The sequence below is a fragment of the Hoeflea sp. AS60 genome (genome assembly GCF_038900115.1).
GTDB lineage: Bacteria > Pseudomonadota > Alphaproteobacteria > Rhizobiales > Rhizobiaceae > Hoeflea.
The window spans coordinates 1589815-1614348 of the sequence record NZ_JBBMQP010000002.1 but is presented as its reverse complement, the minus strand read 5'-3'; the positions used below and the strand labels follow the sequence as shown (position 1 = coordinate 1614348).

27 protein-coding genes are annotated in these 24534 nt (G+C 59.0%); 18 read left to right on the top strand and 9 right to left on the bottom strand.

The genetic code is table 11. The annotated features are described in order from the left end of the window. Positions 1–2: 2 nt before the first annotated feature. Positions 3–818: a substrate-binding domain-containing protein gene (locus WNZ14_RS18125; protein WP_342870015.1), complete on the top strand. Its 816-nt coding sequence runs from the start codon at positions 3–5 to the stop codon at positions 816–818. Here the strand turns inward: WNZ14_RS18125 and glp are convergent, their stop codons facing one another. From glp to fdhD, 4 genes are read right to left on the bottom strand one after another with little or no spacing between them, the layout of a single operon-like run. Further along, a complete protein-coding gene (gene glp / locus WNZ14_RS18120) occupies positions 819–2075 on the bottom strand; it encodes a gephyrin-like molybdotransferase Glp (protein WP_342870014.1) in 1257 nt (418 codons plus the stop codon). After that, on the bottom strand, positions 2072–2590 hold the full coding sequence (gene mobB / locus WNZ14_RS18115; protein ID WP_342870013.1) for a molybdopterin-guanine dinucleotide biosynthesis protein B: 519 nt from the start codon (positions 2588–2590) through the stop codon (positions 2072–2074). The genes glp and mobB overlap by 4 nt, the downstream gene beginning before the upstream one ends. Then, the gene (gene mobA / locus WNZ14_RS18110; RefSeq protein ID WP_342870012.1) at positions 2587–3207 is read right to left on the bottom strand and encodes a molybdenum cofactor guanylyltransferase MobA; all 621 of its coding nucleotides are present in this window, start codon (positions 3205–3207) and stop codon (positions 2587–2589) included. The genes mobB and mobA overlap by 4 nt, the downstream gene beginning before the upstream one ends. Further along, positions 3204–4070 (bottom strand): formate dehydrogenase accessory sulfurtransferase FdhD, encoded by an 867-nt coding sequence (gene fdhD, locus WNZ14_RS18105; RefSeq protein WP_342870276.1) that lies wholly within the window; start codon positions 4068–4070, stop codon positions 3204–3206. Before fdhD ends, mobA begins: the two co-directional genes overlap by 4 nt. Before the next feature lie 394 nt (positions 4071–4464). Here fdhD and WNZ14_RS18100 point away from each other — a divergent pair, with 394 nt between their 5' ends. Beyond that, positions 4465–4824, top strand: a complete 360-nt coding sequence (locus tag WNZ14_RS18100; RefSeq protein ID WP_342870011.1) for a cupin domain-containing protein — start codon at positions 4465–4467, stop codon at positions 4822–4824. A 47-nt stretch (positions 4825–4871) separates the two neighbouring features. On the opposite strand, the gene WNZ14_RS18095 is transcribed toward WNZ14_RS18100, so the two are convergent. The 3 genes from WNZ14_RS18095 to WNZ14_RS18085 are packed head-to-tail and all read right to left on the bottom strand — an operon-like array spanning position 4872 to position 7868. Then, positions 4872–5951: a hypothetical protein gene (locus WNZ14_RS18095; protein WP_342870010.1), complete on the bottom strand. Its 1080-nt coding sequence runs from the start codon at positions 5949–5951 to the stop codon at positions 4872–4874. Beyond that, positions 5948–6358, bottom strand: coding sequence for a hypothetical protein (locus tag WNZ14_RS18090; protein WP_342870009.1), 411 nt, complete (start codon positions 6356–6358; stop codon positions 5948–5950). The genes WNZ14_RS18095 and WNZ14_RS18090 overlap by 4 nt, the downstream gene beginning before the upstream one ends. Positions 6359–6374: 16 nt before the next feature. Next, positions 6375–7868, bottom strand: coding sequence for an FAD-binding oxidoreductase (locus WNZ14_RS18085; RefSeq protein WP_342870008.1), 1494 nt, complete (start codon positions 7866–7868; stop codon positions 6375–6377). 299 nt (positions 7869–8167) lie between these two features. On the opposite strand from WNZ14_RS18085, the gene WNZ14_RS18080 reads away from it, so the two are divergent. The 9 genes from WNZ14_RS18080 (at position 8168) to WNZ14_RS18040 (ending at position 15984) form a co-directional block, all read left to right on the top strand. After that, entirely contained in the window at positions 8168–10558 is a 2391-nt protein-coding gene (locus WNZ14_RS18080; RefSeq protein WP_342870007.1) for a heavy metal translocating P-type ATPase, read from the top strand. 69 nt (positions 10559–10627) lie between these two features. Continuing rightward, the gene (gene cueR / locus WNZ14_RS18075) at positions 10628–11023 is read left to right on the top strand and encodes a Cu(I)-responsive transcriptional regulator (protein ID WP_342870006.1); all 396 of its coding nucleotides are present in this window, start codon (positions 10628–10630) and stop codon (positions 11021–11023) included. Then, on the top strand, positions 11020–11433 hold the full coding sequence (locus WNZ14_RS18070) for a c-type cytochrome (RefSeq protein WP_342870005.1): 414 nt from the start codon (positions 11020–11022) through the stop codon (positions 11431–11433). The genes cueR and WNZ14_RS18070 overlap by 4 nt, the downstream gene beginning before the upstream one ends. Then, the gene (locus tag WNZ14_RS18065; RefSeq protein ID WP_342870004.1) at positions 11420–11941 is read left to right on the top strand and encodes a hypothetical protein; all 522 of its coding nucleotides are present in this window, start codon (positions 11420–11422) and stop codon (positions 11939–11941) included. The genes WNZ14_RS18070 and WNZ14_RS18065 overlap by 14 nt, the downstream gene beginning before the upstream one ends. A gap of 76 nt (positions 11942–12017) precedes the next feature. Next, complete coding sequence (locus WNZ14_RS18060) at positions 12018–12245, top strand: hypothetical protein (RefSeq protein WP_342870003.1); 228 nt, start codon at positions 12018–12020, stop codon at positions 12243–12245. Next, entirely contained in the window at positions 12242–13753 is a 1512-nt protein-coding gene (locus WNZ14_RS18055; RefSeq protein ID WP_342870002.1) for a TolC family protein, read from the top strand. The genes WNZ14_RS18060 and WNZ14_RS18055 overlap by 4 nt, the downstream gene beginning before the upstream one ends. Positions 13754–13774: 21 nt before the next feature. After that, complete coding sequence (locus WNZ14_RS18050; RefSeq protein WP_342870001.1) at positions 13775–15136, top strand: copper oxidase; 1362 nt, start codon at positions 13775–13777, stop codon at positions 15134–15136. A gap of 43 nt (positions 15137–15179) precedes the next feature. Then, positions 15180–15662, top strand: a complete 483-nt coding sequence (locus WNZ14_RS18045) for a cupredoxin family protein (RefSeq protein ID WP_342870000.1) — start codon at positions 15180–15182, stop codon at positions 15660–15662. A gap of 37 nt (positions 15663–15699) precedes the next feature. Next, entirely contained in the window at positions 15700–15984 is a 285-nt protein-coding gene (locus tag WNZ14_RS18040) for a copper-binding protein (RefSeq protein ID WP_342869999.1), read from the top strand. Positions 15985–16054: 70 nt separating this feature from the next. Here the strand turns inward: WNZ14_RS18040 and WNZ14_RS18035 are convergent, their stop codons facing one another. After that, positions 16055–16498, bottom strand: a complete 444-nt coding sequence (locus WNZ14_RS18035) for a hypothetical protein (RefSeq protein WP_342869998.1) — start codon at positions 16496–16498, stop codon at positions 16055–16057. A gap of 220 nt (positions 16499–16718) precedes the next feature. On the opposite strand from WNZ14_RS18035, the gene WNZ14_RS18030 reads away from it, so the two are divergent. The 6 genes from WNZ14_RS18030 (at position 16719) to WNZ14_RS18005 (ending at position 21731) form a co-directional block, all read left to right on the top strand. Continuing rightward, positions 16719–17048: a hypothetical protein gene (locus tag WNZ14_RS18030; RefSeq protein ID WP_342869997.1), complete on the top strand. Its 330-nt coding sequence runs from the start codon at positions 16719–16721 to the stop codon at positions 17046–17048. A 180-nt stretch (positions 17049–17228) separates the two neighbouring features. Next, positions 17229–17579, top strand: coding sequence for a hypothetical protein (locus WNZ14_RS18025; RefSeq protein WP_342869996.1), 351 nt, complete (start codon positions 17229–17231; stop codon positions 17577–17579). Positions 17580–17773: 194 nt separating this feature from the next. Then, positions 17774–18307: a copper chaperone PCu(A)C gene (locus WNZ14_RS18020; RefSeq protein WP_342869995.1), complete on the top strand. Its 534-nt coding sequence runs from the start codon at positions 17774–17776 to the stop codon at positions 18305–18307. Positions 18308–18310: 3 nt separating this feature from the next. Continuing rightward, positions 18311–18919 carry an SCO family protein gene (locus WNZ14_RS18015; protein ID WP_342869994.1) on the top strand — a complete coding sequence of 203 codons (609 nt, stop codon included), beginning with the start codon at positions 18311–18313 and terminating at the stop codon, positions 18917–18919. Positions 18920–19267: 348 nt separating this feature from the next. Beyond that, entirely contained in the window at positions 19268–19993 is a 726-nt protein-coding gene (locus tag WNZ14_RS18010; RefSeq protein WP_342869993.1) for a Crp/Fnr family transcriptional regulator, read from the top strand. A gap of 124 nt (positions 19994–20117) precedes the next feature. Continuing rightward, the gene (locus WNZ14_RS18005; RefSeq protein WP_342869992.1) at positions 20118–21731 is read left to right on the top strand and encodes an FAD-dependent oxidoreductase; all 1614 of its coding nucleotides are present in this window, start codon (positions 20118–20120) and stop codon (positions 21729–21731) included. Positions 21732–21817: 86 nt separating this feature from the next. Here WNZ14_RS18005 and WNZ14_RS18000 read toward each other — a convergent pair whose 3' ends face one another. Beyond that, complete coding sequence (locus WNZ14_RS18000) at positions 21818–23626, bottom strand: PAS domain-containing methyl-accepting chemotaxis protein (protein WP_342869991.1); 1809 nt, start codon at positions 23624–23626, stop codon at positions 21818–21820. 348 nt (positions 23627–23974) lie between these two features. Between WNZ14_RS18000 and mog the strand changes: the two genes are divergently transcribed. Continuing rightward, the gene (gene mog / locus WNZ14_RS17995) at positions 23975–24502 is read left to right on the top strand and encodes a molybdopterin adenylyltransferase (RefSeq protein WP_342869990.1); all 528 of its coding nucleotides are present in this window, start codon (positions 23975–23977) and stop codon (positions 24500–24502) included. The last annotated feature ends 32 nt before the right edge of the window (positions 24503–24534 follow it).

Below are 24534 nucleotides of genomic sequence, written 5' to 3'. Positions count from 1 at the left end.
ATATGATGAAAACCACGCTGCTCGGAGCCGCACTTCTCTCCCTGCTTGCAACAGGCGCTTCTGCGGAGGATCCGTCGATCCTGGTGCAGTCCACCACGTCGACGCAGAATTCGGGATTTTACGATTACATCCTGCCAATCTACAAATCCGAGACAGGCGTCACGGTCAACGTGGTGGCTGTCGGCACCGGGCAGGCGATCAAGAACGCCCAGAACTGCGATGCCGACGTGTTGCTGGTCCACGCCAAATCAGCCGAAGAGAAATTTGTCGCTGACGGGTTCGGCGTGGCTCGTTCCGATCTCATGTACAATGATTTCGTCATTGTCGGTCCTGCCGCGGATCCCGCGGGCATTGCCGGTGGCAAGGATGCCGTCGCGGCCTTCAAGACGATTGCCGACAAGGCGGCGCTGTTTGCCTCCCGCGGTGATGATTCCGGCACCAACAAGGCGGAGCTCAAGCTCTGGGACAAGGCCGGGATCGACACCAAGGCCGCCTCGGGAGACTGGTATCGTGCAACCGGCTCCGGCATGGGCGCGACACTGAACGCCAGTGTCGGCATGGGCGCCTATACGATCTCGGATCGTGCCACCTGGATCAGCTTCGGCAACAAGGGCGATTACAAGATCGAGGTCGAGGGCGATCCCGTGCTGTTCAACCAGTACGGCATCATTCTGGTCAATCCCGAAAAGTGCCCAAGCGTCAAGGCGGATCTCGGCCAGCAGTTCATCGACTGGATGATTTCGGAGCACGGGCAGGAATTGATCGCCGCCAACAAGCTCGACGGCAAGCAGCTGTTCTTCCCCAACGCAAAGCCCTGATCAGCCGTCTATTCCAAACCCGGTAAAGGGCAGGAACGACACCAGCTCGCCCTTTGCCACCGATGTCACGCTTTCGGTGATTTCGATCAGGCCGCTTGCCTGTCTCAGTCCGGAAATCAGCCCCGATCCGTCGCGCGCGAATTTATGCGCGACGGGCCGCCCATCAGGTCCGGGCTCGAGCCAGCCACGCCAGAATTCGCGGCGACCGGGCTTCTTGCCCGGGACCTCGAAACCGGCGGCGACCGGGAACCTGACTGGCTCCTGATATATCCCGCCGCCAAGCACTGTCAGCGCCGGGCGCACATAGAGCAGAAAGCAGACGAAGGCCGCGACCGGATTGCCCGGCAGGCCCAGGAAGATGCAGTCGCCGATCTGGCCAAAGCTCATTGGCCTGCCAGGCTTGACCGCGATCTGCCAGAGATGGCGCGTGCCCAGGGTGTCGATGGCATTGATGATGTGGTCCTCGTCACCGCGCGACGCTCCGCCGCTGGTCAGGATTACATCATGGGTCTTTGCAACATCGGCCAGGGTGGCCTCGATCAGCGTTGCGTCGTCGGGCAGGATGCCGAGATCGGTGATTTCACAGGGCAGGGTATCAAGCAGGGCGTGCAGCATGGAGCGGTTGGAATCATAGACCTGTCCCTGTGCGATTTCGGCGCCGGGCTCGAGCAGCTCATCACCATTTGACAGGATCGCAACCCGGATCGGCGCGTGCACCTTGACCTGCGGCAGGCCGAAGGACGCCAGTGCCGCCATGTCCTGCGGTCTGAGCCGGGAGCTGGTTTGCAGCACCGCGCTGCCTTCTGCCACATCTTCACCGGCACGGCGGGCATTGGCGCCGCGTTTGAGATCAAGTGGAACCGTGACGTGATCGCCCTCAACCGTGCAATCTTCCTGCATGGCTACCGTATCCGCGCCTTCGGGCATAGGCGCGCCTGTGAAGATGCGCGCTGCCTGACCCGGCTTGAGCCGGTAGCTGTCGAGGTCTCCGGCTGCAATGCGCGCGACCACCGGCATGGAACCGCTAGCGGGGGCTGCAAAGGCGTAGCCGTCGACGGCGGAATTTTCATGCAGCGGCACATTGCGCGGCGCGATGATATCGGCGGCAAGCCAGCGCCCTGAAATCCGGACCAGCGGCAGTTCCTCGATACCTGTCACCACTGACAGTCGGCCGGTCAGGATCGCTAGGCATTCCTCGTGGCTGAGCCGGTCCTTGTCAGTAAGGAAGCAGTCGTTCAAAAGCTTGCGCGGTGTCATGCGGCAGTCTCTCCCAATCCGGTTTCGCGCGCGATCATATCGGCAATGGCGGCGATGTCGTCCAGTGCGAAGACCGGAACATCGGCATCAGCAATGTCATGATCGGCGGCAATGGCGCGAATACTGGCGTCGATATCCGGCACCGGCGCCCGGTCCGCAGCAGCAAGTCGACGCGCCTCGATCTTCGGGTGGCTCTCGCGCTTGTAGCCCTCAATCAGCACCAGATCACACGGCGACAGTCGCGCCAGAATATCGTTGAGCGATGGCTCTTGTTCTTCTCCGAGTTCATGCATGATCGCCCAGCGGCGTCCGGAGACAATGGCCACTTCCCCAGCACCCGCCTGCCGATGGCGGTAACTGTCGGTGCCGTCATGGTCGATGTCAAACAGATGGTGCGCATGCTTGACTGTGGCAACGCGAAACCCGCGTCGTGTGAACTCCTCCACCAGCTTGCAGGTCAACGTGGTCTTGCCGGAGTTCTTCCATCCGGTGATGCCGAAGATACGCTGGTTCATGCATTGGCTCTGGCGACAAAGGCTTCCGCCTCGGCCAGTTCTTCAGGCGTGTTGGCATTGAAGAACGGGTCGGGCGTTCCGTCTCCGCCCGCTTCATAATCACAAAAGGCGAGGTCATGACGGTTGGCCCAGGCCAGTACCTTCATGGTGTCGCTGGTGCCGAGCCATTGCGCCAGATCCTGACGCAATGCCACCGGCCAAAGCCCGAACACCGGATGCCGATTGCCGCCAGACCGGGCAAGAACGATACGCTCAGGGCCGGCGATTGCTGCAAACCGCTCGACCAGATCAAGCGGCAGGAACGGCGTATCGGTCGCGGCAGTGACGATATGGGTGATGCCTGGCTGCGTCGCAGCCCATTCGAGCCCCGTCAGCACACCTGCAAGCGGGCCGACATGGCCGCCGATCGTGTCGGGCAGGACGGGAAGGCCAAACTGCAGATAGGGTTCCCGATCACCATTGGCATTGATCGCCAGCGTATCGACCTGCGGCGCGATCCGGCTGATCACCCGGGAGATCATCGATTGTCCGGCGAGCAATTGCAGGCCCTTTTCGCCGCCACCCATCCGCCGCGAAAGGCCGCCCGCCAGTACCAGCCCTGCAATGGTGGTGCTCATGTGTCATCCTCGGACGAGCCCTTGCGGCGATGACGCGGGGCCTCTTTGTCAGATTCTGTCGGATCACTGTCGAACTCGATCCGCTCCAGTCCCGCGAGCGCCAGGAAGCGCTTGCCGCGTGCCCGCCCGATCAGCGTCAATCCGGCCTTGTGCGCAAGCTCGACGCCCCAGGCGGTGAAGCCCGAACGGGAGACAAGAATGGGAATGCCCATCATTACGGTCTTGATCACCATTTCAGACGTCAGCCGCCCGGTGGTGTAGAAGATCTTGTCGTCTGCCCTGACCTTGTTCATGAACATCCAGCCGGCAATCTTGTCGACAGCATTGTGCCGGCCGACGTCTTCCATATAGACCAGCGGCACATCACCCTGGCACAGCACGCAGCCATGAATGGCCCCGGCTTCCAGATAGAGGCTTGGCGCCGTGTTGATCTTGTGTGTCAGCGCGTAGAGCCACGAGGTTTTCAGCCGCGCATCCGGCGCCAGCTTGATGTCGGCGAAATTCTCCATCACATCGCCGAAGACGGTTCCCTGGGCACAGCCTGAGGTTCGCACCTTCTTCTGCAGCTTTGCCTCGTAATCGGTCTCGCGTTCGGTGCGAACCACCACCACCTCGAGATCGTCATCATAGTCGATGGCCGTGATCTCGTCATCGGCATGCAGCATGTTCTGGTTCAGCAGATAGCCCACGGCCATCAGGTCCGGATGGTCGCCAATCGTCATCATGGTGACGATCTCCTGCCGGTTGAGATACAGTGTGAGGGCCTTTTCGGTCACCACCCGTGTGGTGACCTTTGCGCCGAGGTGGTCAACGCCGGTCACTTCTGCGGAGAGCCTTGGGTCGGAAGGGTCTGATCTGAGCAGAAAGCCGTCGTCGAACGGCGGTTTGGCTATCGTCAATGTGACAACTTTCGCTTCGAGTGCATTGCGGGGCGATGCTACAGCGGTTTCAGTCAAAAACAAATCGCAAGGACGTTGAAAGCCGACAAAACCAGGCTGATCCCGACAATAGCCCACGGAGATTGGCGTCTTTCCTGAAGATCTGGATCTGAAGCTCTCCTGCCAGATCGGCGAGGCAGAAGCAGTTCGGGACGGTCATGTCGGCGACTTCATTGTTGACTGTCCTGCCCGAGTGTCTTACCTCGAACTCAAGTGGAATTGATTTCGTAGTTTTAACAAAGGCTTGCTGCTCGATGTTCAGTCCGAACAGGCGACATCAGTTCAGGCCAAATGTCACATTTAGCATCAGGAAAACGCAATGATTGATCTGAAAAGCTTCGGCGACCTTTCAAACCTGGATCTGGGGCAGTTCAAACCAAAGCCAACAACCTTCACCGAAGGTCAGGTTGAAGCGGCGAAGCAGCTCTGGGCATCGGACGATGGCGTGACGCAGATCGGCGTTTGGGAATGCACGCCAGGGCGCTTTTCCGCCGACCGGACCAAATCCTCGGAAATCTGCCACATCCTTTCGGGCACAGCGACGGTTGTGGGCAAGCAGGGTGGCGACGAGCGCAAGATCGGCCCAGGAGATATTCTGGTCCTGCCGCTCGGCTGGGAAGGCGAATGGACCATCCACGAGCAGGTCCGCAAGACCTATGTGATGACCCGCAAGCCCTGAAATCCGGGTGACGGCCCGGTCATCAGCTCCGGGCCGCTTGGTCTCGCTCAATAATCATAGATATGCTCGAGCTCGAGGACATTGTCCTTGAGCTCGGCTATTGCCGGTCCGATCTCGGACACCTTGAGGCCGATCAGCCAGCGGGCGCTGCCGTCATAGCCGTCACGCGGGATCCGCGCCAGGATCGAGCCGTGGTTGAGGCTCTTGATATCCGGGTCATCCCAGCCCACAGCTGAGAGCATGATGTCGTCATTGCCGGCGATCTCGATGATCGTGCCTCCATTCTCGACAATGGCTTCAAGAATATGGGTGAAGACGCGGTAACGCGGCGTTTCGATGACGATCCCGTCCTCTGTCGTTCCGACCACATCAACACCTTCGATTGATCCAAGTGCTGTGGCATCAAGCCCGGTCACGACGCTTCGAATCCGCAGGATGGCGACGCCCGAGGCCTCGACGGCGGACGCTATCACACCGGCATAGGCGGTCTTGGCGCTGAATTCGCCGCCAAGCGCCAGCCGCCGTTCCCAACCCCGCAGGAACGATGTCACCGGCTCGGCCCAGAGTTCCGCCTTGGCGGTCTCGAAGTCGTATTTGTACCAGGGCACCTGCTGCAGGAATTTTGCATAATCCGCCGCCATCCGCGCGGCATAAAGATCCTGCGGTGTTTTCTCGGGCCCGCGCAGCACGGCAAACAGCCGGCCGATGGTTTCCTCGTAAGCCGCCTTCAGCACCAGCTCGAGCGTATAGCTGACACCGATCACATGGATGGTGGCGCGGGTGTTGAAATCACCGCCGCCATGGCGGTTGGCTTCCTGGTTCAGGGCGCAGAACGAGCGCCAGAAACCGGCAATGCTGGCACTGTAATCGAAGGCGTATTCGTCTGTTGTCTCCAGCGTCTTGGCCAGCCCCTCATAGGCATAGACGATGTGCCACTCGGGGTAGGTCAGGTAGCTGTTGGCCTCGGCTCGCTGAAACGCCGGGTCGGTGATCAGTGGCTGGTAATCCTGCGAGGCCATATCCGCGCGACAGAAGCTCTCGACATAGGCAACCGGCGACAATAGGGCGACAACGCCCAGCACCAGCGCCAAAGCAGTCCATTTCAGAATACGCCAGAGCCGCCTCATGCGCCTTTGTTCCGCTCAACCAGAAGAGCCGAGAGAACCGCAATGCCGCCAAGCGCGATATGGGGCAGGTTGGCGAGGACCTTGAAGCCGAAATCGAGATCGACCACGCCGTAATTGATGATCCCGAGATCCAGATACCCCGACCCGGTGGCAAGCCCGAGCAGCCCGTCGCCAAGATAGAGAATGCCAAAGTACAGGAGAAATTTTCGCGCAGCCCCACGCCCCAGCCAGGCAGCGATCGCCGCCCAGAGCGCAGAGGCGACATGCAGCAGGTCGTCAAAGATATCAAGCGCGAAGATGCCGAAGGCGCGGCCTTCCGAATCGGTCAGGCCCGGAATGTAGTTGAGGCTCGCAGCCCCCAGCAGCACGATGGCATAGACAGCCGATATCGAGCGTAAGGTGATCATGAATTCGGTCCTGTTCTCAAAGCTTTGCCATGTAGCGGTCCCACAACGCGTTGCGGAACACAAGGTCGGGATCGGCAGCACGCTTGCGCGCGACGAACTCACGGGCACGCGTGTAGCCGCGCTGGAATTGGGCGTCGGTCGCATGCAGCCGGTAGGGCAGGTAGTAGGTCCCGCCGATAGCAAGCGTCCGCTCGATCAGGGCCGAAGTCATGCGCTCCATGTCGGCTTCACCGCGCTCCGACATTTCCTGCGAGAACAGCATCACTGCGGCAATTCGCGGTTCGGTGGCATAGGTCAGCACGCTGTCGGTGTCAGTCGCCACATAGCGCAGCGTGATGTTGAGCAGCTCCTGATAGGACGAAGGGATCACATCCTGACAGGCTGCAATGAACTCGTGGAACCGCGCGGGGGAGACGAAATACTCATGCAGGATATCGGTTCGGCCCGGGTCGCGGTCATCGAGTGTCACCACCGGTTCGTTGATCATGCTGTTGCGGGTTACGCCGCCGCTGTTCAATCGCGGTCCGACTTCGGTCTCGACGAACCACCTGAGCCGCTTGGCCCGGTCCGAGCCGAGCTGCCTGCGGAAAATGTCGCGCGACACCTTGCTCATGAAGCCTGAGCCGGACGCTGCCGGCAGATCCGCCTGATCCTCGGAAGCGCGGTAGGTGATCATCAGCGCCTCGTCAAAAAAGCCGTCGATGGTCACGTCCAGCCGCCCGTAGGCCATGCTGATCGACGGATCAGCAGCAAGCGCTTCGGTGAATTTCGTTCCGAAATCGGTCGCGGCGATGGTTTCGAAAGACGGAACCAGCCGTTCATTCTTCACCATCTCGACATCGAGATCGAGGATCACGCCATTGAGCCCGTAGCCGCCCATGGCGAGATTGAATTGGTCGGCATTCTCGGTCCTCGAACAGGTGATCACCTCGCCATCGGCCCGCATCAGCCTGAGTGAACGCACCGTGCTGCCAAAGGCGCTATGCGGCACCGGCCAGCCATGGGCATTGACCGCGAAGGTGCTCGCCACGCCGAAATCATTGTTCGACTGCATCACCTTCGGCGAAAAGCCTATTCTGTCGAGATCCGCAATCACCTGGCTCCAGCGCACGCCAGCCGCAACGCGGTAGGTGCCAGCAGCGGTATCCGGTTCGAGCATGCTCTGCTCAAACGTCACGGCGGTGCCATCGCGCGGCAGGCTTTGCCCGCCCATCGAATGCCGCGCAGCACTTGCCGAGAACGCCCGCACTGCCGATTTTGCGTCCGACAATTCGGTCCTGAGCGCCGCCAGAAGCTTCGTGTCAGGAGCTTCCGACAGTGTCAGATGGCGCGCGACCGGTGTCGGATTGAGCAGGCTGGCGTCATCTAGAATGGTGCCGGCATCCGCGCTCTGCAGTTTGGGGAACGGCAATCCGGATGGAATCGTCTGGCGCTCCCAGATCCCGTAGCCCACAGCGCCGGCCACTGCGCCCGCACCGGCGAGGAGGGATCTCCGTGTAATCTTGTTCATGAGGCTTCTCGCGAAATAATGGTCGAAATCGGAGGTAAATGAAGTTTGCGTCCCAATATGGATGCAATCAGATGGTTTAATTGTCGGGGATGGGCTGAATTTCCCTCAGCCCGGACTTCAAATCGTTCCGGACATTAATATGTGCCGCCGAAATGGCCAAGCAGCAATTGGCCAATCGGAAGCCGGTGGGGCTGAAGATCCCGCACTGGTTACCGCTTTCTTCAGATTGTCTGCATTGCCGCTTGACCTTCCATTGACTGGAAGGATTACGGTCATTTCAGTTCGAAAAGGATTGCCTTATGGATCATCCCCATCACACCCATGAACACGATCAACCAGACAAGCCCGTAGACACTGACGCGCTCTTCAAGGCAGCGACCGTGCCTGTTGACGGCAAGGTCAAGGATCCGGTCTGCGGCATGACCGTGGCGCTCGACAAGGGCAAGCCCACGCTCAGCCACAAGGGCGATAATTTTTATTTCTGCTCGACCGGCTGCCATGACAAGTTCGAGCGCGACCCGTATTTCTATCTTTCCGGCAACAAGGCGCGGAAGAAGAAACCCGCGCCCAAAAATGCAAAATACACCTGCCCGATGGATCCCGAGATCGTGCAGGAGGGGCCGGGGACATGTCCGATCTGTGGCATGGCGCTTGAGCCGATGGACGGTGTTTCCGACGGTCCCAACCATGAACTGGTCGATTTCACCCGCAGGCTCTGGGTCAGCGCAGGCGCTGCCATCCCGCTGCTGGTGCTGACAATGGCGCCGATGCTGGGGCTTCCGATCCGACAGTGGCTGGGCGAAACGCTCACTCTCTATCTGGAGTTCGCATTGGCGACGCCTGTCGTCATTTGGGCCGCACGCCCGTTCTTCCATCGTGGCTGGACCTCGATCAGGACCTGGAACCTGAACATGTGGACGCTGATCATGATCGGCGTCGGCGCGGCCTACCTCTATTCGACGATCGCGACCTTTCTTCCGCATCTCTTCCCCGCAGGGCTGCAGATGCCGGGCGGTCATATGCCCGTCTATTTCGAGGCCTCTGTGGTGATCGTCGCGCTGGTCTTTGTCGGGCAGGTGCTTGAGCTCCGGGCGCGGGAACGAACCGGCGACGCCATCCGCGCGCTTCTCGACCTGGCGCCCAAGACCGCTCGCCGCATAACCCCGGACGGCGACGAATATGATGCGCCGCTTGAAAACATCGTTTCGGGCGATCGACTTCGTGTTCGTCCCGGTGAAGCCATACCGGTGGATTCTGTCGTCATCGACGGGCACACCTCGGTGGATGAAAGCATGCTCACCGGCGAACCGCTTGCCGTGAAGAAGGCCGAAGGCGACCATGTCACCGGCGGCACACTGAACAAGAACGGCTCGCTGATCATCGAAGCCGAGAAAGTCGGCGATGAGACCATGCTGGCACGCATTGTGGCCATGGTGTCCTCCGCCCAGCGGTCCCGCGCGCCGATTCAGGGACTTGCCGACAGGGTTGCCTCCTATTTCGTCCCGGCGGTCGTCATCGCGGCCGTTCTGTCATTTGTGATCTGGATGCTGATCGGCCCGGATCCGGCCTTTGTCTTCGCGATTGTATCCGCCGTATCCGTTCTGATCATTGCCTGCCCCTGTGCCTTGGGGCTGGCGACGCCGATGTCGATCATGACGGCGACCGGACGCGGCGCGCAAGCTGGCGTTCTGATCAAGGACGCCGAAGCGCTGGAACGGATGGCAAAAGTCGATGTGCTGGTCGTAGACAAGACCGGCACGCTGACCGAAGGCAAGCCGACCCTGACCGACGTGGTCACCTTTGGAGAAATCGCAGAGGCGCAAATGCTGGCGCTTGTGCGGGGCATCGAATCCGGATCGGAGCACCCCTTGGCCGAAGCCATTGTCGAAGGTGTTGCAGGCCGCGATATCGAAGCGGCAGCAGTCTCTGATTTTGAAGCGGTCACCGGCAAGGGAGTTTCGGGCCGTTCAGGCGAGCAGAGCATTGCACTGGGCAACGCGGCGATGATGGAATTTGCCGGTGTCGACGCCAAGGCAGCTGACAAGCAGGCCGATGCGCTGCGCGCGGAAGGCAAGACCGCAATGTATGTCGCCATCGATGGCAAACTCGCTGGCATCATTGCAGTAGCTGACCCGATCAAGGCAACCGCACGCGACGCCATCAAGGCGCTGCATGAAGCTGGTCTCAAGATCATCATGGCCACAGGCGACAACGAGACCACGGCCCGCGCCGTGGCCAAACAACTGGGCATCGACGAGGTTCGCGCAGGCGTTCTGCCGGAAGACAAGAAGGCGCTGGTCGACGAGTTGCACAAGGCCGGACACAAGGTCGCGATGGCAGGCGACGGCGTTAACGACGCCCCGGCACTGGCCGCGGCCGAAGTCGGTATTGCCATGGGAACCGGGGCAGATGTGGCTGTCGAGAGTGCCGGGATCACCCTTTTGAAAGGCGACCTTGGCGGCATACTCCGGGCGCGCAGGCTTTCCGAGGCGACGATTCGCAACATCAAGCAGAACCTGTTCTTCGCCTTTGCCTACAACAGCGTCGGCGTGCCGATTGCCGCCGGACTGCTCTATCCGATCACCGGCACATTGCTGTCGCCGATGATTGCGGCGGCTGCCATGAGCCTGTCGTCGGTGTCCGTCATTACCAACGCGCTGCGTCTGCGGTCGGTCAAGCTCGATGCTTGACCTTCCTGCCAGTGGAACCTTTATAATCGATGAGAAGTGCACAATGGCTGCAAATTCGGGAGTCGCACGATGAATATTGGCGAGGCATCTGATGCCACCGGCCTGCCGGCCAAGACAATCCGGTATTACGAGGATATCGGCCTCATAAAGCCGGCCCGCGCCGGCAATGGCTATCGAGACTACGGCGGCAAGGATGTTCATCGTCTGGCCTTCATACAACGCTCGAGAAGCCTCGGCTTCAGCATTGATGAATGCCGCTCGCTTCTGTCGCTTTACGAAGACAAGGATCGCGCCAGTTCGGATGTGAAGGCGCTGGCGGTGGACAAGATCCGCGAAATCGACCGCAAGCTCAAGGAACTCAAATCCCTGCGCAGCACGCTCAAGACCTTGGCGGATGACTGTCATGGCGACAATCGGCCCGACTGCCCGATCATCAACGAAATCTCCCGGGGAGTGCACGCTTGAACAAGCGCAACCTGCTGATCGCCGTCGTCCTGTTGGCTGCTGCATTCTTCGTCTATCTGCGTCTTCAGGCACCGGTTCCAGCCCCCACAGGTGCTGCTATGGCGTCCGTTCTTGTGCCCGAATTGTCGCCGGTCGCTCAGGAAGGCGAGCAGTTGTTCAATCGCTCATGCGCCTCCTGCCACGGCAAGAACGCTGCTGGACAGGACGGTATCGCACCGCCGTTGATCCACAAGATCTATGAGCCAAACCATCATGGCGACATGTCCTTCCATCTGGCCGCCAGGAACGGAGTGCGCGCACACCATTGGCAATTCGGAGACATGCCGCCGGTCGAGGGGATCACCGACCCTGAACTCGACAAGATCGTTTTCTACGTGCGCGAAATCCAGCGCGCCAATGGGGTGTATTGAATTTGACTTCAAGGTTGGCGCAGCGACACCACAAGAGTTCTCACCCGTTTGTGAATGTTTCAGCCATTGTATTGGCCAGACGGTTGGGGCAACACTGTTCGCGATGAAGAAATCCATTCGCCATCTACCCGGCCGCGGGCATTTGTTTCTGGTGATGATGCTTGTTTTTGCGAGCATCGTGCCTGGTGCCCTGCATGCTGCGATGATGGCTGGATCTGGCGCAGTTGCTAATGACGTGCATCACGCAACTGAACAAGCGCCGACTGAGCATTCGATGATGAGCCATCATCAGGCGGGTGATGTTCACCATGTTGCCGATCAGGATTCGCATCCTCAAAACCATCATGCCACGTCGGACCAGTGCTGCCCGGTTTCCTGTTCCTTTGCCATTTGCTCGCCTGAGCCCGAGAGAGCTGCAGTATTTGTTGCAGATAGTTTCGAAATTGAGCCAATGCTCGGTTTTGACGTCATGGCCATGGCTTTGCCGGACCGTCCTCCACGCGCCTGAAGTGTGACTGCCCCATTGCTGGGCACCGTGCCGATTCCGATCGGCTGATCACACTCTCTATCGCAGTAGGACAATCATGTTTCGTTTTCTCTTGGCGGCAGCAATGCCGTTGGCGCTTGCCGGCTGTGCCTCGGCGAGCGGGCCTGCCGATGTCATGCCGGTCAGTTCGCCGGCTGATCCCGGCGCGGGCATTCGCAAGATCCGCTCTCACACCGTTCTCGACGGATACGCCCATCGCGTTCCAGTAGAACCGAAGCCCTGGCGACAGCAGAACGACAGCCAGGCGCCTGGTGCGGGCTCATGAGCTTGTCCAGGAGGTCAAGGCGCATCGCTGTCGCTTCGTCCGCTGCCTTGTTTCTGACCGGCTGTGTCAGCGACCAGGAGATAGCGGGCTTTTCGGCAAGGGATGCCGGGTTCGGCACCGTCGCGGCGTCCGTTTCGATGGACACGGGTGGCAAGGATGCCGTCTGGATCCAGAGCAACGATCAGGCAAGGGCGATATCAGATCGGGTCCACGCCCTGGTGCACAAGAAGTCGATCAATGCCGACACTGCAGTTCAGGTGGCGCTTCTGAACAACCGCGGACTTCAGGCGGCCTACGCCGACATCGGCATGAATGCTGCCGAAGCCTGGCAGCAAAGCCTGCCCGAAAATCCGAAGGTCTCCATCGGTCTGCTTGGCATCGGTGCGCCCGAGCTTGGGGCTTATCGCGCCATCGAAGGCATGATCGCAGCCAATATCCTTTCAATGACAACGCGGCGGGCACGCGTCGACATCGCCGACACCCGGTTCAGACAGGCACAGATGCGCGCGGTCGACGCCACTCTCAAGGTCGCCAACGATACGCGGAGGGCCTGGGTCAATACAGTTTCGGCGTTCGAGACGGTGGCCTATCTCAATCAAGCCAGGGTCGCCGCAGACGCTGCCTCTGAACTGGCCCAGAAGCTGGGTGAAAGCGGAGCGCTCGCAAAGTCCGGGCAGGCGCGAGAACACGCTTTCAATGCTGAGTTGACGGGACAGATGGCCGAAGCTCGTCTGGCGTCACGGCTGGCGAAGGAAGAGCTCACCCGGATCATGGGCCTGTGGGGAAGCGAGGTCGATTATTATGTTCCTGACAAACTACCAAAGCTGCCGCGCGGGGTCATCAGGAAAGACCGGATCGAGCAGGAAGCGCTTGAGAACCGGGTCGATCTGCGCGTTGCAAAACTCGAGCTTGAGGCTGTTGCCAAGAGCTATGGCCTGAGCAATGCCACACGGTTTGTCACGGATTTGGAGATCATTTCGGGAGTCGAAGCCGAGCGCGAGATCGAGACTGAATACGAGATTGTCAGTGGCAATCTGGAGGAAACCAAGACCCGGAAAACGGTCGTCACGCCACAGCTTGAGCTGGAGTTCGTGATCCCGATCTTCGACAGCGGCAAGGCCCGTCGGCGCAAGGCCGAACTCGGCTACATGCAGGCGGCAAATCAGCTTGCCGAAAAGGCCGTCAACGTCCGCTCCGAGGCGCGCTCGGCGTACACCGCCTACAGCGCGACCCACGAGATCGCACGGCACTACCTCAACTCCGTGGTGCCGTTGCGCACGACAATCGAGGAGGAATCGCTGCTGACCTATAATGGCATGATCTCCAACACCTTCGAACTCCTCGCCGACACACGGGCCAAGGTTGGAACTTTGCTGCTGGCGATCAACGCCAAACGCGAGTTCTGGCTTGCCGATATCAATCTGTCCGCTGCGATTTATGGCGGCGGTGCGGGCACCGGCGGCAGCGGCTCGGCTCCATCTGTCGGCGATGCCGGCGGCGGCCACTAATCCTCCGGAAAGGAAAAGACCATGATGAACAGACGCCAATTGCTCGGTGCAAGTGCAGCCGGAGCGGCACTCGTTTCCTCGACCGCCTGGTCGAAGACAACGAATATGGGTTTGCCCGATGCGGCACTGATGGAAAGCCCGTTGACCCAGGCGCCGCTGATGCCCTCAACCGGACCGGACTACAATCCGGTGGTCACGCTCAACGGCTGGACCTTGCCATTCCGCATGAACAACGGGGTCAAGGAGTTTCACCTCGTTGCCGAACCGGTGGAACGTGAACTCGCGGAGGGAATGACCGCTTACCTGTGGGGATATAATGGTCAATCCATCGGCCCGACCATAGAAGCCGTCGAGGGCGACCGGGTGCGGATCTACGTCACCAACAAATTGCCCGAGCACACAACAGTGCACTGGCACGGGATGATCTTGCCATCAGGCATGGATGGCGTCGGTGGCCTCTCGCAACCCCATATCCCTCCAGGCAAGACATTCATCTATGAGTTCGATCTGGTGAAATCCGGGACCTTCATGTACCACCCGCACGCCGACGAAATGGTGCAGATGGCGATGGGAATGATGGGCTTCTTCATCGTTCATCCGAAGGATCCGGCCTTCATGCCGGTTGATCGCGACTTCCTGATCATGCTCAACGCCTTCGACATCGATCCCGGCTCCTATGTTCCGAAGATCATGACCATGACCGAGTTCAATCTGTGGACATGGAACAGCCGTGTCTTTCCCGATATCGATCCGCTGGTGGTGTCGAAAAACGATCGGGTCCGGGTGCGGGTGGGCAACCTGACCATGACCAACCACCCGATCCACATGCATGGCTATGATTTCGAGGTGACCTGCACCGATGGCGGATGGGTCAGGCCGGAAGCCCGGTGGCCGGAAGTGTCGATCGATATTCCGGTGGGCGCGATGCGGGCCTATGAATTCGACGCCAAGTACCTGGGTGACTGGGCCATCCACTGTCACAAGTCGCACCACACCATGAACGCCATGGGGCATGACGTGCCGACCTTTATCGGGGTCGACAAGTCCGCGCTGACAAAGAAGATCCGGACGGTTCAGCCCGAATATATGCCGATGGGAACTGCCGGCATGGCCGACATGGGCGAAATGTCGATGGAACTCCCCGACAACACCGTGCCGATGATGGCCGGATGGGGGCCGCACGGACCAATCGAAATGGGCGGCATGTTCTCTGTCGTCAAAGTCCGCGAAGGCATCTCCGCCGGCGATTACAGCGACCCCGGCTGGTACGAAAATCCGCCCGGGACCGAGGCCTATGAGTGGACCGGAGAACTCCCCGATTTCGCCAAGGCCGCGGACGCCAGGACAACGATCACCCCAAAACCTGAGGGCGGCAAAGGTTAGCCACTATCAGCCCCAAAACTCTTTACCCAAAAAGGAAAACCCAATGAAACTGATAACAGGAACCGCTCTGGCCCTCGTGTTGCTCGCAGCACCGGCTTTCGCTTCCGGCACTCATGCCGGCGGGCATCATGATGAAATGGACGTTGGCAAGCCAGGCGATGCCTCGTCTGTGTCGCGGACAATCATGGTCAGCATGTCCGAAACGGACGATGGCCGGATGCTCTTTGAACCGGCCCTCCTTGAGGTGAAGAATGGCGAGACCATTCGCTTCGCCATCAAGAATGCCGGCGAACTTGAGCACGAGTTTGTGCTCGATACCCACCACAACAACGAAGAGCACAAGGCGCTGATGGCGAAGTTCCCGGAAATGGAACACGACGATCCGAATGCGATCCGGCTGGTGGAGGGTGCCGATGGCGAGATCATCTGGACATTTTCCAAGACCGGAACCTTCGAATTCGCCTGCCTGATTCCCGGTCATTACGAATCCGGCATGAAGGGTGACATCACCGTCGCCGGCAAATGAGCACTTGAAGCCAGTCCCAAAACAAGAAGGAAATCCAATGCAGAAACTCGCAACAATTATGATCGCCACTGTGATCGGGCTTGCCGGCATGTCCGCATCCCTGGCCGCCGACTACACCAAAGGCGTGGTCAAGAAAGTCGACATGAAGGCCGGAAAGGTCACCATCATCCATGAGGAACTTGCCAATCTCGAGATGCCGGCCATGACCATGGTGTTTCGCACGGCAGACGAGGCAATGCTTGAGCGGATGAAGGAAGGCGACACAATCGAATTCGTCGCCGACCGGGTCAAGGGCAAGCTGACCGTGACAGAGCTGAAGTAGTCTCCACAAACAGGGCAGCGGGAAGCCCGAGCTTCCCGCTGCCAACACCCGCTCAGGGGCGCTCGCGTTTTCAGTCGAGGCGCTCTGCCGGCACCTGTCTGCGCATCAACCACAGCACTGCCAGCGGTATGAAAATCCATTGTAGAAGCGGGCTCAGTCCCGTGCCAAACGGCGGCACCAGTGGCATGAGATCGGAGTAGGTCCAGCGCATGGAAATGGTGGTGTAGTAATATTCAAAGCTGACAGTCAGCGCGATGCCAACCGCCAGGAACAGAAGCGTTTGCCAGGCCTTAGGCGCTGCAAACCAGTATCGGGATCGTGCCGCGGCGCTGGTGATCCAGAACGCAGTCAGGGCAAAGCCGACATCTCCAAAGGTGGCAGAGGTGCAGAGCTTGATGCCATCCCAATGGTTGAGATCGGTCATTCCGGCGTAAGTTGGCGCCTGCCAGAACTCCCAGACGAAATGGAGCAGGAAGGAAAACACGATCAACGTGAATTCGGGGAGACGGGTCATCTGGTCCAATCGAGCTTTCGGAAGGCGCAATTATATTGCATCATCAAATGACCCTAAGGGTTACAGCTGGGGGAATGTCAACTATCGCGCCGCGAGCACTCGACTGGTGCAGGGTGCCGTGTCGTGTGCAGCCTCTAGCCAAGCGCAAACCATGGCATAAAACCGATTGGAAGCGATCATTGTGGCGGCATTTACCCAATGAAGATGATAATGCCTGCAGATGACTTCTGACACACATATCCATTCTGGATTGACTGCCCGAGCCATCGCGAACCACATTGCAATGCTGGTCGCGATCCTGTTGGTCTGGTTTCTGACTATGGCCGCCTCAGCCCGGTTCCTGCCGGTCTCCGACAATTATCTGGCAATAGGTCCCGAGCGCTCCATTGTCGAAAACATGCCGGAAGAGGCGCGAATCCTGCGTACCGGCAACCACACTGTGGTCGTCAACATGACTGGTAATCAGGCGGGGAGCTCGCTCTATGGCGCCGGTGCCTGGCTGGTGTTGCCAGCGCTGGCAAATGGCTGTCTGGCGCTTAGGCAGAGCTAGACCTCCGGCGAAAGGTGGGAGGGGATGCAGGCGCTCGCGCATCTTGACGCAGACCATGTGAAGGGCTTGCGAGCCCTGCGACGGGCGTATAATCCTTCGAAAGATCGAACATCGGGCCAAGGGCGTAATCGTGACATGATCGGCAAGCGGCGTTTATTGAGCAGATCGGGACTGGTGCGCATGTTGTGCGCACTGTCGCTGCTGCTTGTCGCCTTCGCCCACCAGCCGCTCACCTTGCCTGCTGGAGCTGCAGCCTATGCCGGCGTCGATATCGCGGACTATGTTCTGCCCGATGGGACTCTTCCCGACCTCTGCCTGGATGGCGGAGAAGATGGCCACCATTCTGTCTCCAGTCATTGCGAAGCCTGCCGCATTGTCTCTTCGGTTGATTTGCCGTCCCCCTTTGACGGCTATGTGGTCATCCGACTGAGCGCGGCTGCGGAACTGACGCTCCCCCAGGACGTCAGTTCAACGCGGCCATTCTTGCGTGAAAACGCTTCTCCTCGCGGCCCCCCTCGCTTCAGCGCCTGAACTCGCCGAACGGACAGCCCACTCCTGCAATTGTCGCGGGACATGAGCTTATCCCGGACGCTTGCCGGTCGGACCGCTTTGTCCATGCCTGCGCCATCACCCCTTTACCCGCTTACCGGAACCGCTTCTCGAAGCGTCTTTCCATCTTGATCAAGCCTCGCCCGTTCCGGGCATTCAATCAGAAAGCAACACTCATGAACCGCATTGCCATTCTTCTCTCCGCTGCCATTCTCGGTCTTTCAACCGCCGTGGTGTCGGCCCACGACTACAAGCTGGGTTCGCTCGAAATCGAGCACCCTTTTGCCCGTGCAACGCCGCCCAACGCCCCGGTGTCCGGCGGTTACATGACCATTCGCAACACCGGCAACGAGCCCGACCGCTTGCTTTCGGGCGAGGCTACCTTCGCAGAACGGGTGGAAGTGCACGAAATGTCCATGGATGGCGAAGTCATGAAAATGCGCCAGCTCGCCGATGGTCTCGAAATCCCGGCCGGTGGTGAAGTTGTTCTCAAACCCGGCGGCTACCACGTCATGTTCATCGGCATCGACAGCCAGTTCAAGAATGGCGAAAGCCGCAACGTCACGCTCACCTTCGAGAAAGCCGGTACCATCGAGCTCGACTTCAAGGTTCAGGACATGAAGGCGATGCAGGATGACATGAAAAGCGACGGTCATGGGTCGATGGACCACGGCAAGATGGATCATGGCAATATGAAGCAGGGCGGCTGAACCATGCCGCGATTTGGCTTGAAAACCGGGATATGGGCGGCTGCTGCCGCCCTTTTCCTGCTCTGCGTCGGCTTCCTGGGCTTTCAATATTCTGTCCGCGGCACGCAGCAGTCGCTGACGTCGGGAATGAAACTCGGAACCGATTTCGCGCTTGTGGACCAGAACGGCGCACCGATCACCCAGGCCGCCTTTGAGGGCAAGCCGACGCTCGTCTTCTTTGGCTTTACCCGCTGTCCGGAAGTCTGCCCAACAACGCTTTATGAAATGGCCGGTTGGTTCGATGCGCTCGGTGAAGAAGGGCGCGACCTGCAGGCGTTCTTCATCTCGGTCGATCCTGAACGTGATACGCCCGAGATCATGAAAGGCTACGCGGAGGCTTTTACAGATCGGGTCACCGGTATTACCGGGGATCCTGATGAAATCGCTAGAGTGGTCGCTGCATGGCATGTCTATGCAGCGAGGATACCAACCGATGACGGTGATTACACGATGGATCACACTGCTTCGGTGTTTCTGATTGACCGGAAGGGCGTTTTCAGGGGCACGATTGCCTATGGTGAAAGCCCGGAGACGGCAACCGCCAAACTGAGAAGGCTTGCTCAGGCCGCCTAGGCTGTTCTGCCGTTGGCAGAGCTGTCACCTATCGGGTTCCCGTCTTCCGCCGAAAGGCCGGACGACGGGAACCCGCTCGTTGCCGGCTGTCTGATGGATTTATTCAATGTCCCGGATCCCCGGAATCGCGGTTGGAGAAAACGGTCGCGGGTAAACGCTCCACGGCACCAGCACTCCCAATTTCTGACGTTTCGAATGGAAAAAGTGGAATGCAAGCCCATTCTCAGCATTCTCGGCTGCGAAATTGCACAAGATGATGTAAAAAGTGCTGAAAATGGGTAGCTGCGACATCATGTTTCTATTTTAGCGATACGCGTTGAAGTAGTGTATGCTCGATTGGGGAGACTCATGGATATCCAACGTAAAGACGTTCACAATTCGGAAACACCGGTGCTTTGTCAGGCTTGCGAGAGCCGCCATCGCGGCGTTTGTGGGGCGCTGACCAGTGACCAGCTTCTGCAACTCAGCAAGCATTCGACCAGACGCACGGTGGAGCCGGGCACGGAGCTGGTTGGTGAAAGCCTGCAGACCAAGAGCTACTCGAACATCATTTCGGGGGTGGTCAAACTCTCGAAAATGATGGCTGATGGCCGTCAGCAGATCGTGGGCCTGCAGTTCGCGCCGGATTTTCTGGGCCGTCCGTTCCGCAAGGAAAACGGTGTGAGTGCCGAGGCCGCGACGGATGTGAAGGTCTGTTCGTTCCCCAAGGTTGCGATCGAACGCATGATCGGCGAAATGCCTGAACTTGAGCACAAGCTGCTCGAGCAAACCCTGACCGAACTCGATGAAGCACGCGACTGGATGTTGACGCTTGGTCGCAAGACCGCCGGCGAGAAAGTCGGCAGTTTTCTTCTCTTGATCGCCACCCACGCGTTTCCGGACAATGAAGAAGAATGGGTCTCCTTTGATCTGCCGATGAGCCGTGTCGATATCGCTGATTTCCTTGGCCTGACCATGGAAACCGTCAGTCGACAACTTACCAAGCTGCGCAAGGACGACGTTATCCGCATCGTCAACAACCGCCATGTCACCGTGCCCGACCTGACCCGGCTGTCGGAACGCGCCGGCTTCTAGACCATAGGCACACGGGCGAAAGCCTTTGGCAGCTTCCGTTTGAGATATTTGCGTCAACTCCTGTTTGAAATCGATTGCTTCTATTCTAGTCTCGTTTCCTGACGGTCTTTGGGAGGAGGCTTTTATGGAATTCGACTACGTCATTGTCGGCGGCGGATCCGCAGGTTCTGTGCTTGCCGCGCGATTGAGCGAGGACGCAGCGATCAAGGTCTGTCTGCTCGAAGCGGGAGGTGACGGCAAAGGCATTCTGGTTCGCGCGCCGCTCGGTATCCTGGCGATGCTTCCGGGACGGCCAAAAATCAACAACTGGGCGTTTGAGACAATTCCGCAGCGCGGGCTTGGCGGTCGGCGCGGCTTCCAGCCACGAGGGCGTACGCTTGGTGGCTCGAGCGCCATGAACGCCATGCTTTATGTTCGCGGCCATCCCTCCGATTACGATGACTGGGCGAAGGCCGGTTGCGATGGCTGGAGCTGGTCGGATGTGCTGCCGGTCTTCCGAAAGTCCGAGCGCAATGTGCGCGGTGCCGATGAACTGCACGGTGACACCGGACCTTTGCAGGTGGCAGAGCAGCAAAGTCCGCGCCCGATCAGCCGAGCCTTTGTTGACGCGGCGGCGGAAGTACAGATCCGCCGCAACGATGATTTCAACGGGCCGGAGCAGGAGGGTGCGGGCCTCTATCAGGTCACCCAGTTCTGGCAGGACGGCAAGCAGGGCGAGCGCTGTTCGGCCGCCGCCGCCTATCTGCATCCGGTGATGAACCGGCCCAACCTGACCGTGATCACCGGCGCCCATGCCACCAGGGTGGTGATGGAAGGGACCCGTGCGGTCGGCGTAACATACCGCAAAGGCAATATGGAACAGACGGCGAGGGCGCGTGCCGAGGTCATTCTCTGTGGCGGCACGTTCAACTCGCCGCAGCTCCTGATGCTGTCTGGAATAGGCCCTGGCGAACACCTTCGGTCTCGCAGCATCGAAGTCCTAAAGGACCTTCCCGGGGTTGGCCAGAACCTCCAGGACCATCTCGACTACATCTACATCGCCAAGACCCGCGATACCGATGTGTTGGGCTTGGGCGCGATAGGCGCCTACAAATTGCTGCGCCAAATCCTTGACTGGAGGCGCGACGGCTCCGGCCTTGTTGCAAGTCCAGGTGCGGAAAGTGGAGCCTTCCTCAAGTCCGATCCAGGTCTGGATCGGGCCGATCTGCAATTGCATTTTGTCGCGGGTCTGGTGGATGATCATTCCCGCAAGCTGCACATGGGCTATGGCTATTCGTGCCATGTCTGTGTGCTCAGACCCCATTCCCGTGGCGAGGTCGGACTCGATGGTCCTGATCCGATGCGCGGGCCCCGCATTGATCCGAAATATCTCTCCGATGATCGCGACGCGAAGCTTCTGCTCAAGGGCGCCAGGATCACCCGCGAGATCATGGATGCACCTTCACTCAGCAAGTATCGGCTCAGGGAAGTCTATACCCGGCAGGGCATGGATGATGACGAATTGATGCGGCATATCAGGGCGCGGGCAGACACCATCTACCATCCCGTCGGCACCTGCCGCATGGGGCGTGATGACATGGCCGTGACAGATCCCGAGCTTAAAGTGCAAGGGGTTCGGCGATTGCGCATTGTCGACGCCTCGGTGATGCCAACCTTGATCGGGGGCAACACAAATGCTCCTACCATCATGATCGCTGAGAAAGCCGCCGAGATGATCAAGGCTTCTGCCCGGGCTTGATCATCGAGCATTCGGGCTGGCTCGTCATGGCAACTGGATGGGCGCTGCGGACAAGTGGACGAGCACGTCGCCTTCCAGCGGTCTTCTCAGAATTCTGTCCAGTTTTCTGCCTTGGCAGTGGTTGCTGCACCGCCAAAGCTGGCACTCACATGAGCGGTGAGCTCGTGTTGCGGAGAGCTGGATTTACGTGAGGAGGGGGCAGGCGTGCCGACTGCCCGAAGGTGCGGCTTAACTGAACGGGTATCCGGAGCATTGCCGAGCTGGAAGCGGCTTATCAGCTCAAACAGCGCCTCGGCCTCCTGTGCCAGGCCGTGGGTCGAAGCAGTTGTCTGCTCAACCATGGCTGCGTTTTGCTGGGTTCCTTGGTCAATCACGTTGACCGCTTCGTTGATTTCCCGGAGCCCGGCGGATTGTTCGTGCACGCTGGTTGCGATGGCTTTGATGTTGAGGTCGATACTCTGGATTTTCCCGACAACTTCGCCCAGTGACTGTCCCGCCTTGTCGACAAGCGATACGCCGAACTTGACCTGTTCGCTCGATGAATTGATGAGCTCCTTGATGTCCTTTGCGGCGCTCGCCGAGCGTTGCGCCAGCTCTCGGACTTCCTGGGCGACAACGGCAAAGCCCCGTCCGGCCTCGCCTGCGCGGGCCGCTTCGATGCCGGCGTTGAGCGCGAGCAGATTGGTCTGAAAGGCTATCTCGTCGATAACGCCGATGATCTTGGACATTTGCTGCGACGATGCTTCAATCAGGCTCATCGCGGTCACTGCCTCGGTCACGATCTCGCCTGATCGTTCCACATCACACCGCGTTTCGGCGACGAGAGTGGCGGATGCGGCGGCATTTTGCGTGGCCTCGCCAACATTGGTGGTGATTTCTTCAAGCGCTGCCGCTGTTTCCTCCACCGAAGCAGCCTGTCGCTCTGTGCGCTTGGCCATGTCAGACGTCGCCGAACGAATTTCGCTTGAGCCTGATGATATGCTGCGGGCATTCGCTTCGACCGCTTTCATGGTCGTGCACAATTCCGCAAGCACGTCGTTGAAATCCTGACGGATCTTTTCCATCGTCGGAACAAAGGGCGTCTCCAGCGTGCGGGTAAGGTCACCGCCCGCCAATGCCTGAAGCGAACTGGCAAGGTGTGAGATTGCCGTCATGCGGGCTGTCACGTCAGTAGCGAATTTCACAACCTTGACGACTTCGCCCCTGTCATTGTGGATCGGGTTATAGGCGGCCTGGATCCAGACTTCCTTGCCCGTCTTGCTCAATCGCATGAACTCGTTGGACGAGAACCGGCCGGCAGCAAGCTCCTGCCAGAACAATTCGTATTCCGGCGTCTTGGTGTAGGCCGGATCACAGAATATCCTGTGATGCTTGCCGACGACTTCGGAAAGATCATAGCCCAGTGTGCTGCAGAAGTTTTCATTCGCCGTGATGATCTTGCCATCCGGTGTGAACTCGATCACAGCCTGCGAGCGCGAAATTGCCGATAGCTTGGCTGCATCTTCGATTGACTTCTGCTTGCTCGCGGTAATGTCGGTCGCGAACTTTACGACTTTGACCGGCTTGTCGCCTTTGAAGACAGGATTGTAGGACGCTTCAATCCAGATTTCGCGGCCATTCTTGCCAAATCGCTTGTACTGCCGGCGCTCGAACTTGCCTGCAGCCAACTCACGCCAGAATTCCTTGTACTCAGCGCTTTCCGCCTCTTGGGGATCAACAAACATGCTGTGGTGTTTGCCGGCTATTTCCTTGAGATCATAGCCCAAAGCCGCACAGAAATTCTTGTTTGCAGTCAGAATTTTTCCGGTCATGTCGAACTGGATAATCGCCTGCGAACGTGACAGGGCTTCCATGATGCTCTTGCAATCATTGGTGAGGCCAAAGGTCGAAATCATAAATTCCTCCTCCCATCCAAAATGGGATACAATGCCAAGAAGCAATTTATCGTTACGATAAGTGTTATTGGCAGGCTATTTGCTCTGCGGTTGTTGACATTGCATTTATCAACGTTGCTTTGTGGGTATGTATTCTTGCGATTAAGTATTTCCTTAAATATTTAACGAAGGAATAAGAAAGAAAGGTCAGATTTCCCACAATCCGCATCGGCTGCGCGTGTATCGGGCGTGTTGTCTGGCCCGAGCAGCATTGGAGCAAGGCAACCTCTTGCGTGGTTGCCATTTTTTGCCAGCTGGTGATTGTTGCGGCAGATATCGCATCTCATTGATTCCCCAGGAGCCACCGTCATGACCGTTCGCATTGCCGTTCTCACCGTGTCCGATCGCGCCAGCCGCGGCGAATACGAGGATCTGGGCGGTCCAGCCGTGAAGGCCTGGCTCGAACGGGTGATGTCGAGCCCGGCTGAGATCCACATACATGTTATCCCTGATGGGCTTGAAAGCGTCCGCGACACGCTGGTCCGTCTTTGTGATGTCGATGGCGTCGACATGGTGCTGACCACCGGCGGCACCGGCCCATCGCCGCGCGACCTTACACCTGAAGCAATGAAGGCGGTGATGGAAAAGGAACTGCCCGGTTTTGGCGAACTGATGCGCAAGGTGAGCCTGGAACAGGTGCCGACCGCAATCCTGTCACGTCAGACCGCAGGCACCCGCGGCAAGACACTGATCGTCAATCTGCCGGGCAAGCCGGGCTCGATCGACACCTGCCTGACGGCGGTGTTTCCCGCCATTCCGTTCTGTCTCGATCTGATCGGGGCAGGGCGGATCGAGACCCGTGACGAGGTCCTGAAAGCATTCCGCCCGTCGAAGTGACGGGCGGAAGCAGGGTCAAGTTTGCAGTGCAA

What these genes read in the sequence shown, in the direction of transcription:
- WNZ14_RS18125 (WP_342870015.1), top strand. Translation starts at nt 3, where the DNA reads ATGATGAAAACCACGCTGCTCGGAGCCGCACTTCTCTCCCTGCTTGCA.
- glp (WP_342870014.1), bottom strand. Translation starts at nt 2,075, where the DNA reads ATGACACCGCGCAAGCTTTTGAACGACTGCTTCCTTACTGACAAGGAC.
- mobB (WP_342870013.1), bottom strand. Translation starts at nt 2,590, where the DNA reads ATGAACCAGCGTATCTTCGGCATCACCGGATGGAAGAACTCCGGCAAG.
- mobA (WP_342870012.1), bottom strand. Translation starts at nt 3,207, where the DNA reads ATGAGCACCACCATTGCAGGGCTGGTACTGGCGGGCGGCCTTTCGCGG.
- WNZ14_RS18100 (WP_342870011.1), top strand. Translation starts at nt 4,465, where the DNA reads ATGATTGATCTGAAAAGCTTCGGCGACCTTTCAAACCTGGATCTGGGG.
- WNZ14_RS18095 (WP_342870010.1), bottom strand. Translation starts at nt 5,951, where the DNA reads ATGAGGCGGCTCTGGCGTATTCTGAAATGGACTGCTTTGGCGCTGGTG.
- WNZ14_RS18090 (WP_342870009.1), bottom strand. Translation starts at nt 6,358, where the DNA reads ATGATCACCTTACGCTCGATATCGGCTGTCTATGCCATCGTGCTGCTG.
- WNZ14_RS18085 (WP_342870008.1), bottom strand. Translation starts at nt 7,868, where the DNA reads ATGAACAAGATTACACGGAGATCCCTCCTCGCCGGTGCGGGCGCAGTG.
- WNZ14_RS18080 (WP_342870007.1), top strand. Translation starts at nt 8,168, where the DNA reads ATGGATCATCCCCATCACACCCATGAACACGATCAACCAGACAAGCCC.
- cueR (WP_342870006.1), top strand. Translation starts at nt 10,628, where the DNA reads ATGAATATTGGCGAGGCATCTGATGCCACCGGCCTGCCGGCCAAGACA.
- WNZ14_RS18065 (WP_342870004.1), top strand. Translation starts at nt 11,420, where the DNA reads ATGGGGTGTATTGAATTTGACTTCAAGGTTGGCGCAGCGACACCACAA.
- WNZ14_RS18060 (WP_342870003.1), top strand. Translation starts at nt 12,018, where the DNA reads ATGTTTCGTTTTCTCTTGGCGGCAGCAATGCCGTTGGCGCTTGCCGGC.
- WNZ14_RS18055 (WP_342870002.1), top strand. Translation starts at nt 12,242, where the DNA reads ATGAGCTTGTCCAGGAGGTCAAGGCGCATCGCTGTCGCTTCGTCCGCT.
- WNZ14_RS18050 (WP_342870001.1), top strand. Translation starts at nt 13,775, where the DNA reads ATGATGAACAGACGCCAATTGCTCGGTGCAAGTGCAGCCGGAGCGGCA.
- WNZ14_RS18045 (WP_342870000.1), top strand. Translation starts at nt 15,180, where the DNA reads ATGAAACTGATAACAGGAACCGCTCTGGCCCTCGTGTTGCTCGCAGCA.
- WNZ14_RS18040 (WP_342869999.1), top strand. Translation starts at nt 15,700, where the DNA reads ATGCAGAAACTCGCAACAATTATGATCGCCACTGTGATCGGGCTTGCC.
- WNZ14_RS18035 (WP_342869998.1), bottom strand. Translation starts at nt 16,498, where the DNA reads ATGACCCGTCTCCCCGAATTCACGTTGATCGTGTTTTCCTTCCTGCTC.
- WNZ14_RS18030 (WP_342869997.1), top strand. Translation starts at nt 16,719, where the DNA reads ATGACTTCTGACACACATATCCATTCTGGATTGACTGCCCGAGCCATC.
- WNZ14_RS18025 (WP_342869996.1), top strand. Translation starts at nt 17,229, where the DNA reads ATGTTGTGCGCACTGTCGCTGCTGCTTGTCGCCTTCGCCCACCAGCCG.
- WNZ14_RS18020 (WP_342869995.1), top strand. Translation starts at nt 17,774, where the DNA reads ATGAACCGCATTGCCATTCTTCTCTCCGCTGCCATTCTCGGTCTTTCA.
- WNZ14_RS18015 (WP_342869994.1), top strand. Translation starts at nt 18,311, where the DNA reads ATGCCGCGATTTGGCTTGAAAACCGGGATATGGGCGGCTGCTGCCGCC.
- WNZ14_RS18010 (WP_342869993.1), top strand. Translation starts at nt 19,268, where the DNA reads ATGGATATCCAACGTAAAGACGTTCACAATTCGGAAACACCGGTGCTT.
- WNZ14_RS18005 (WP_342869992.1), top strand. Translation starts at nt 20,118, where the DNA reads ATGGAATTCGACTACGTCATTGTCGGCGGCGGATCCGCAGGTTCTGTG.
- WNZ14_RS18000 (WP_342869991.1), bottom strand. Translation starts at nt 23,626, where the DNA reads ATGATTTCGACCTTTGGCCTCACCAATGATTGCAAGAGCATCATGGAA.
- mog (WP_342869990.1), top strand. Translation starts at nt 23,975, where the DNA reads ATGACCGTTCGCATTGCCGTTCTCACCGTGTCCGATCGCGCCAGCCGC.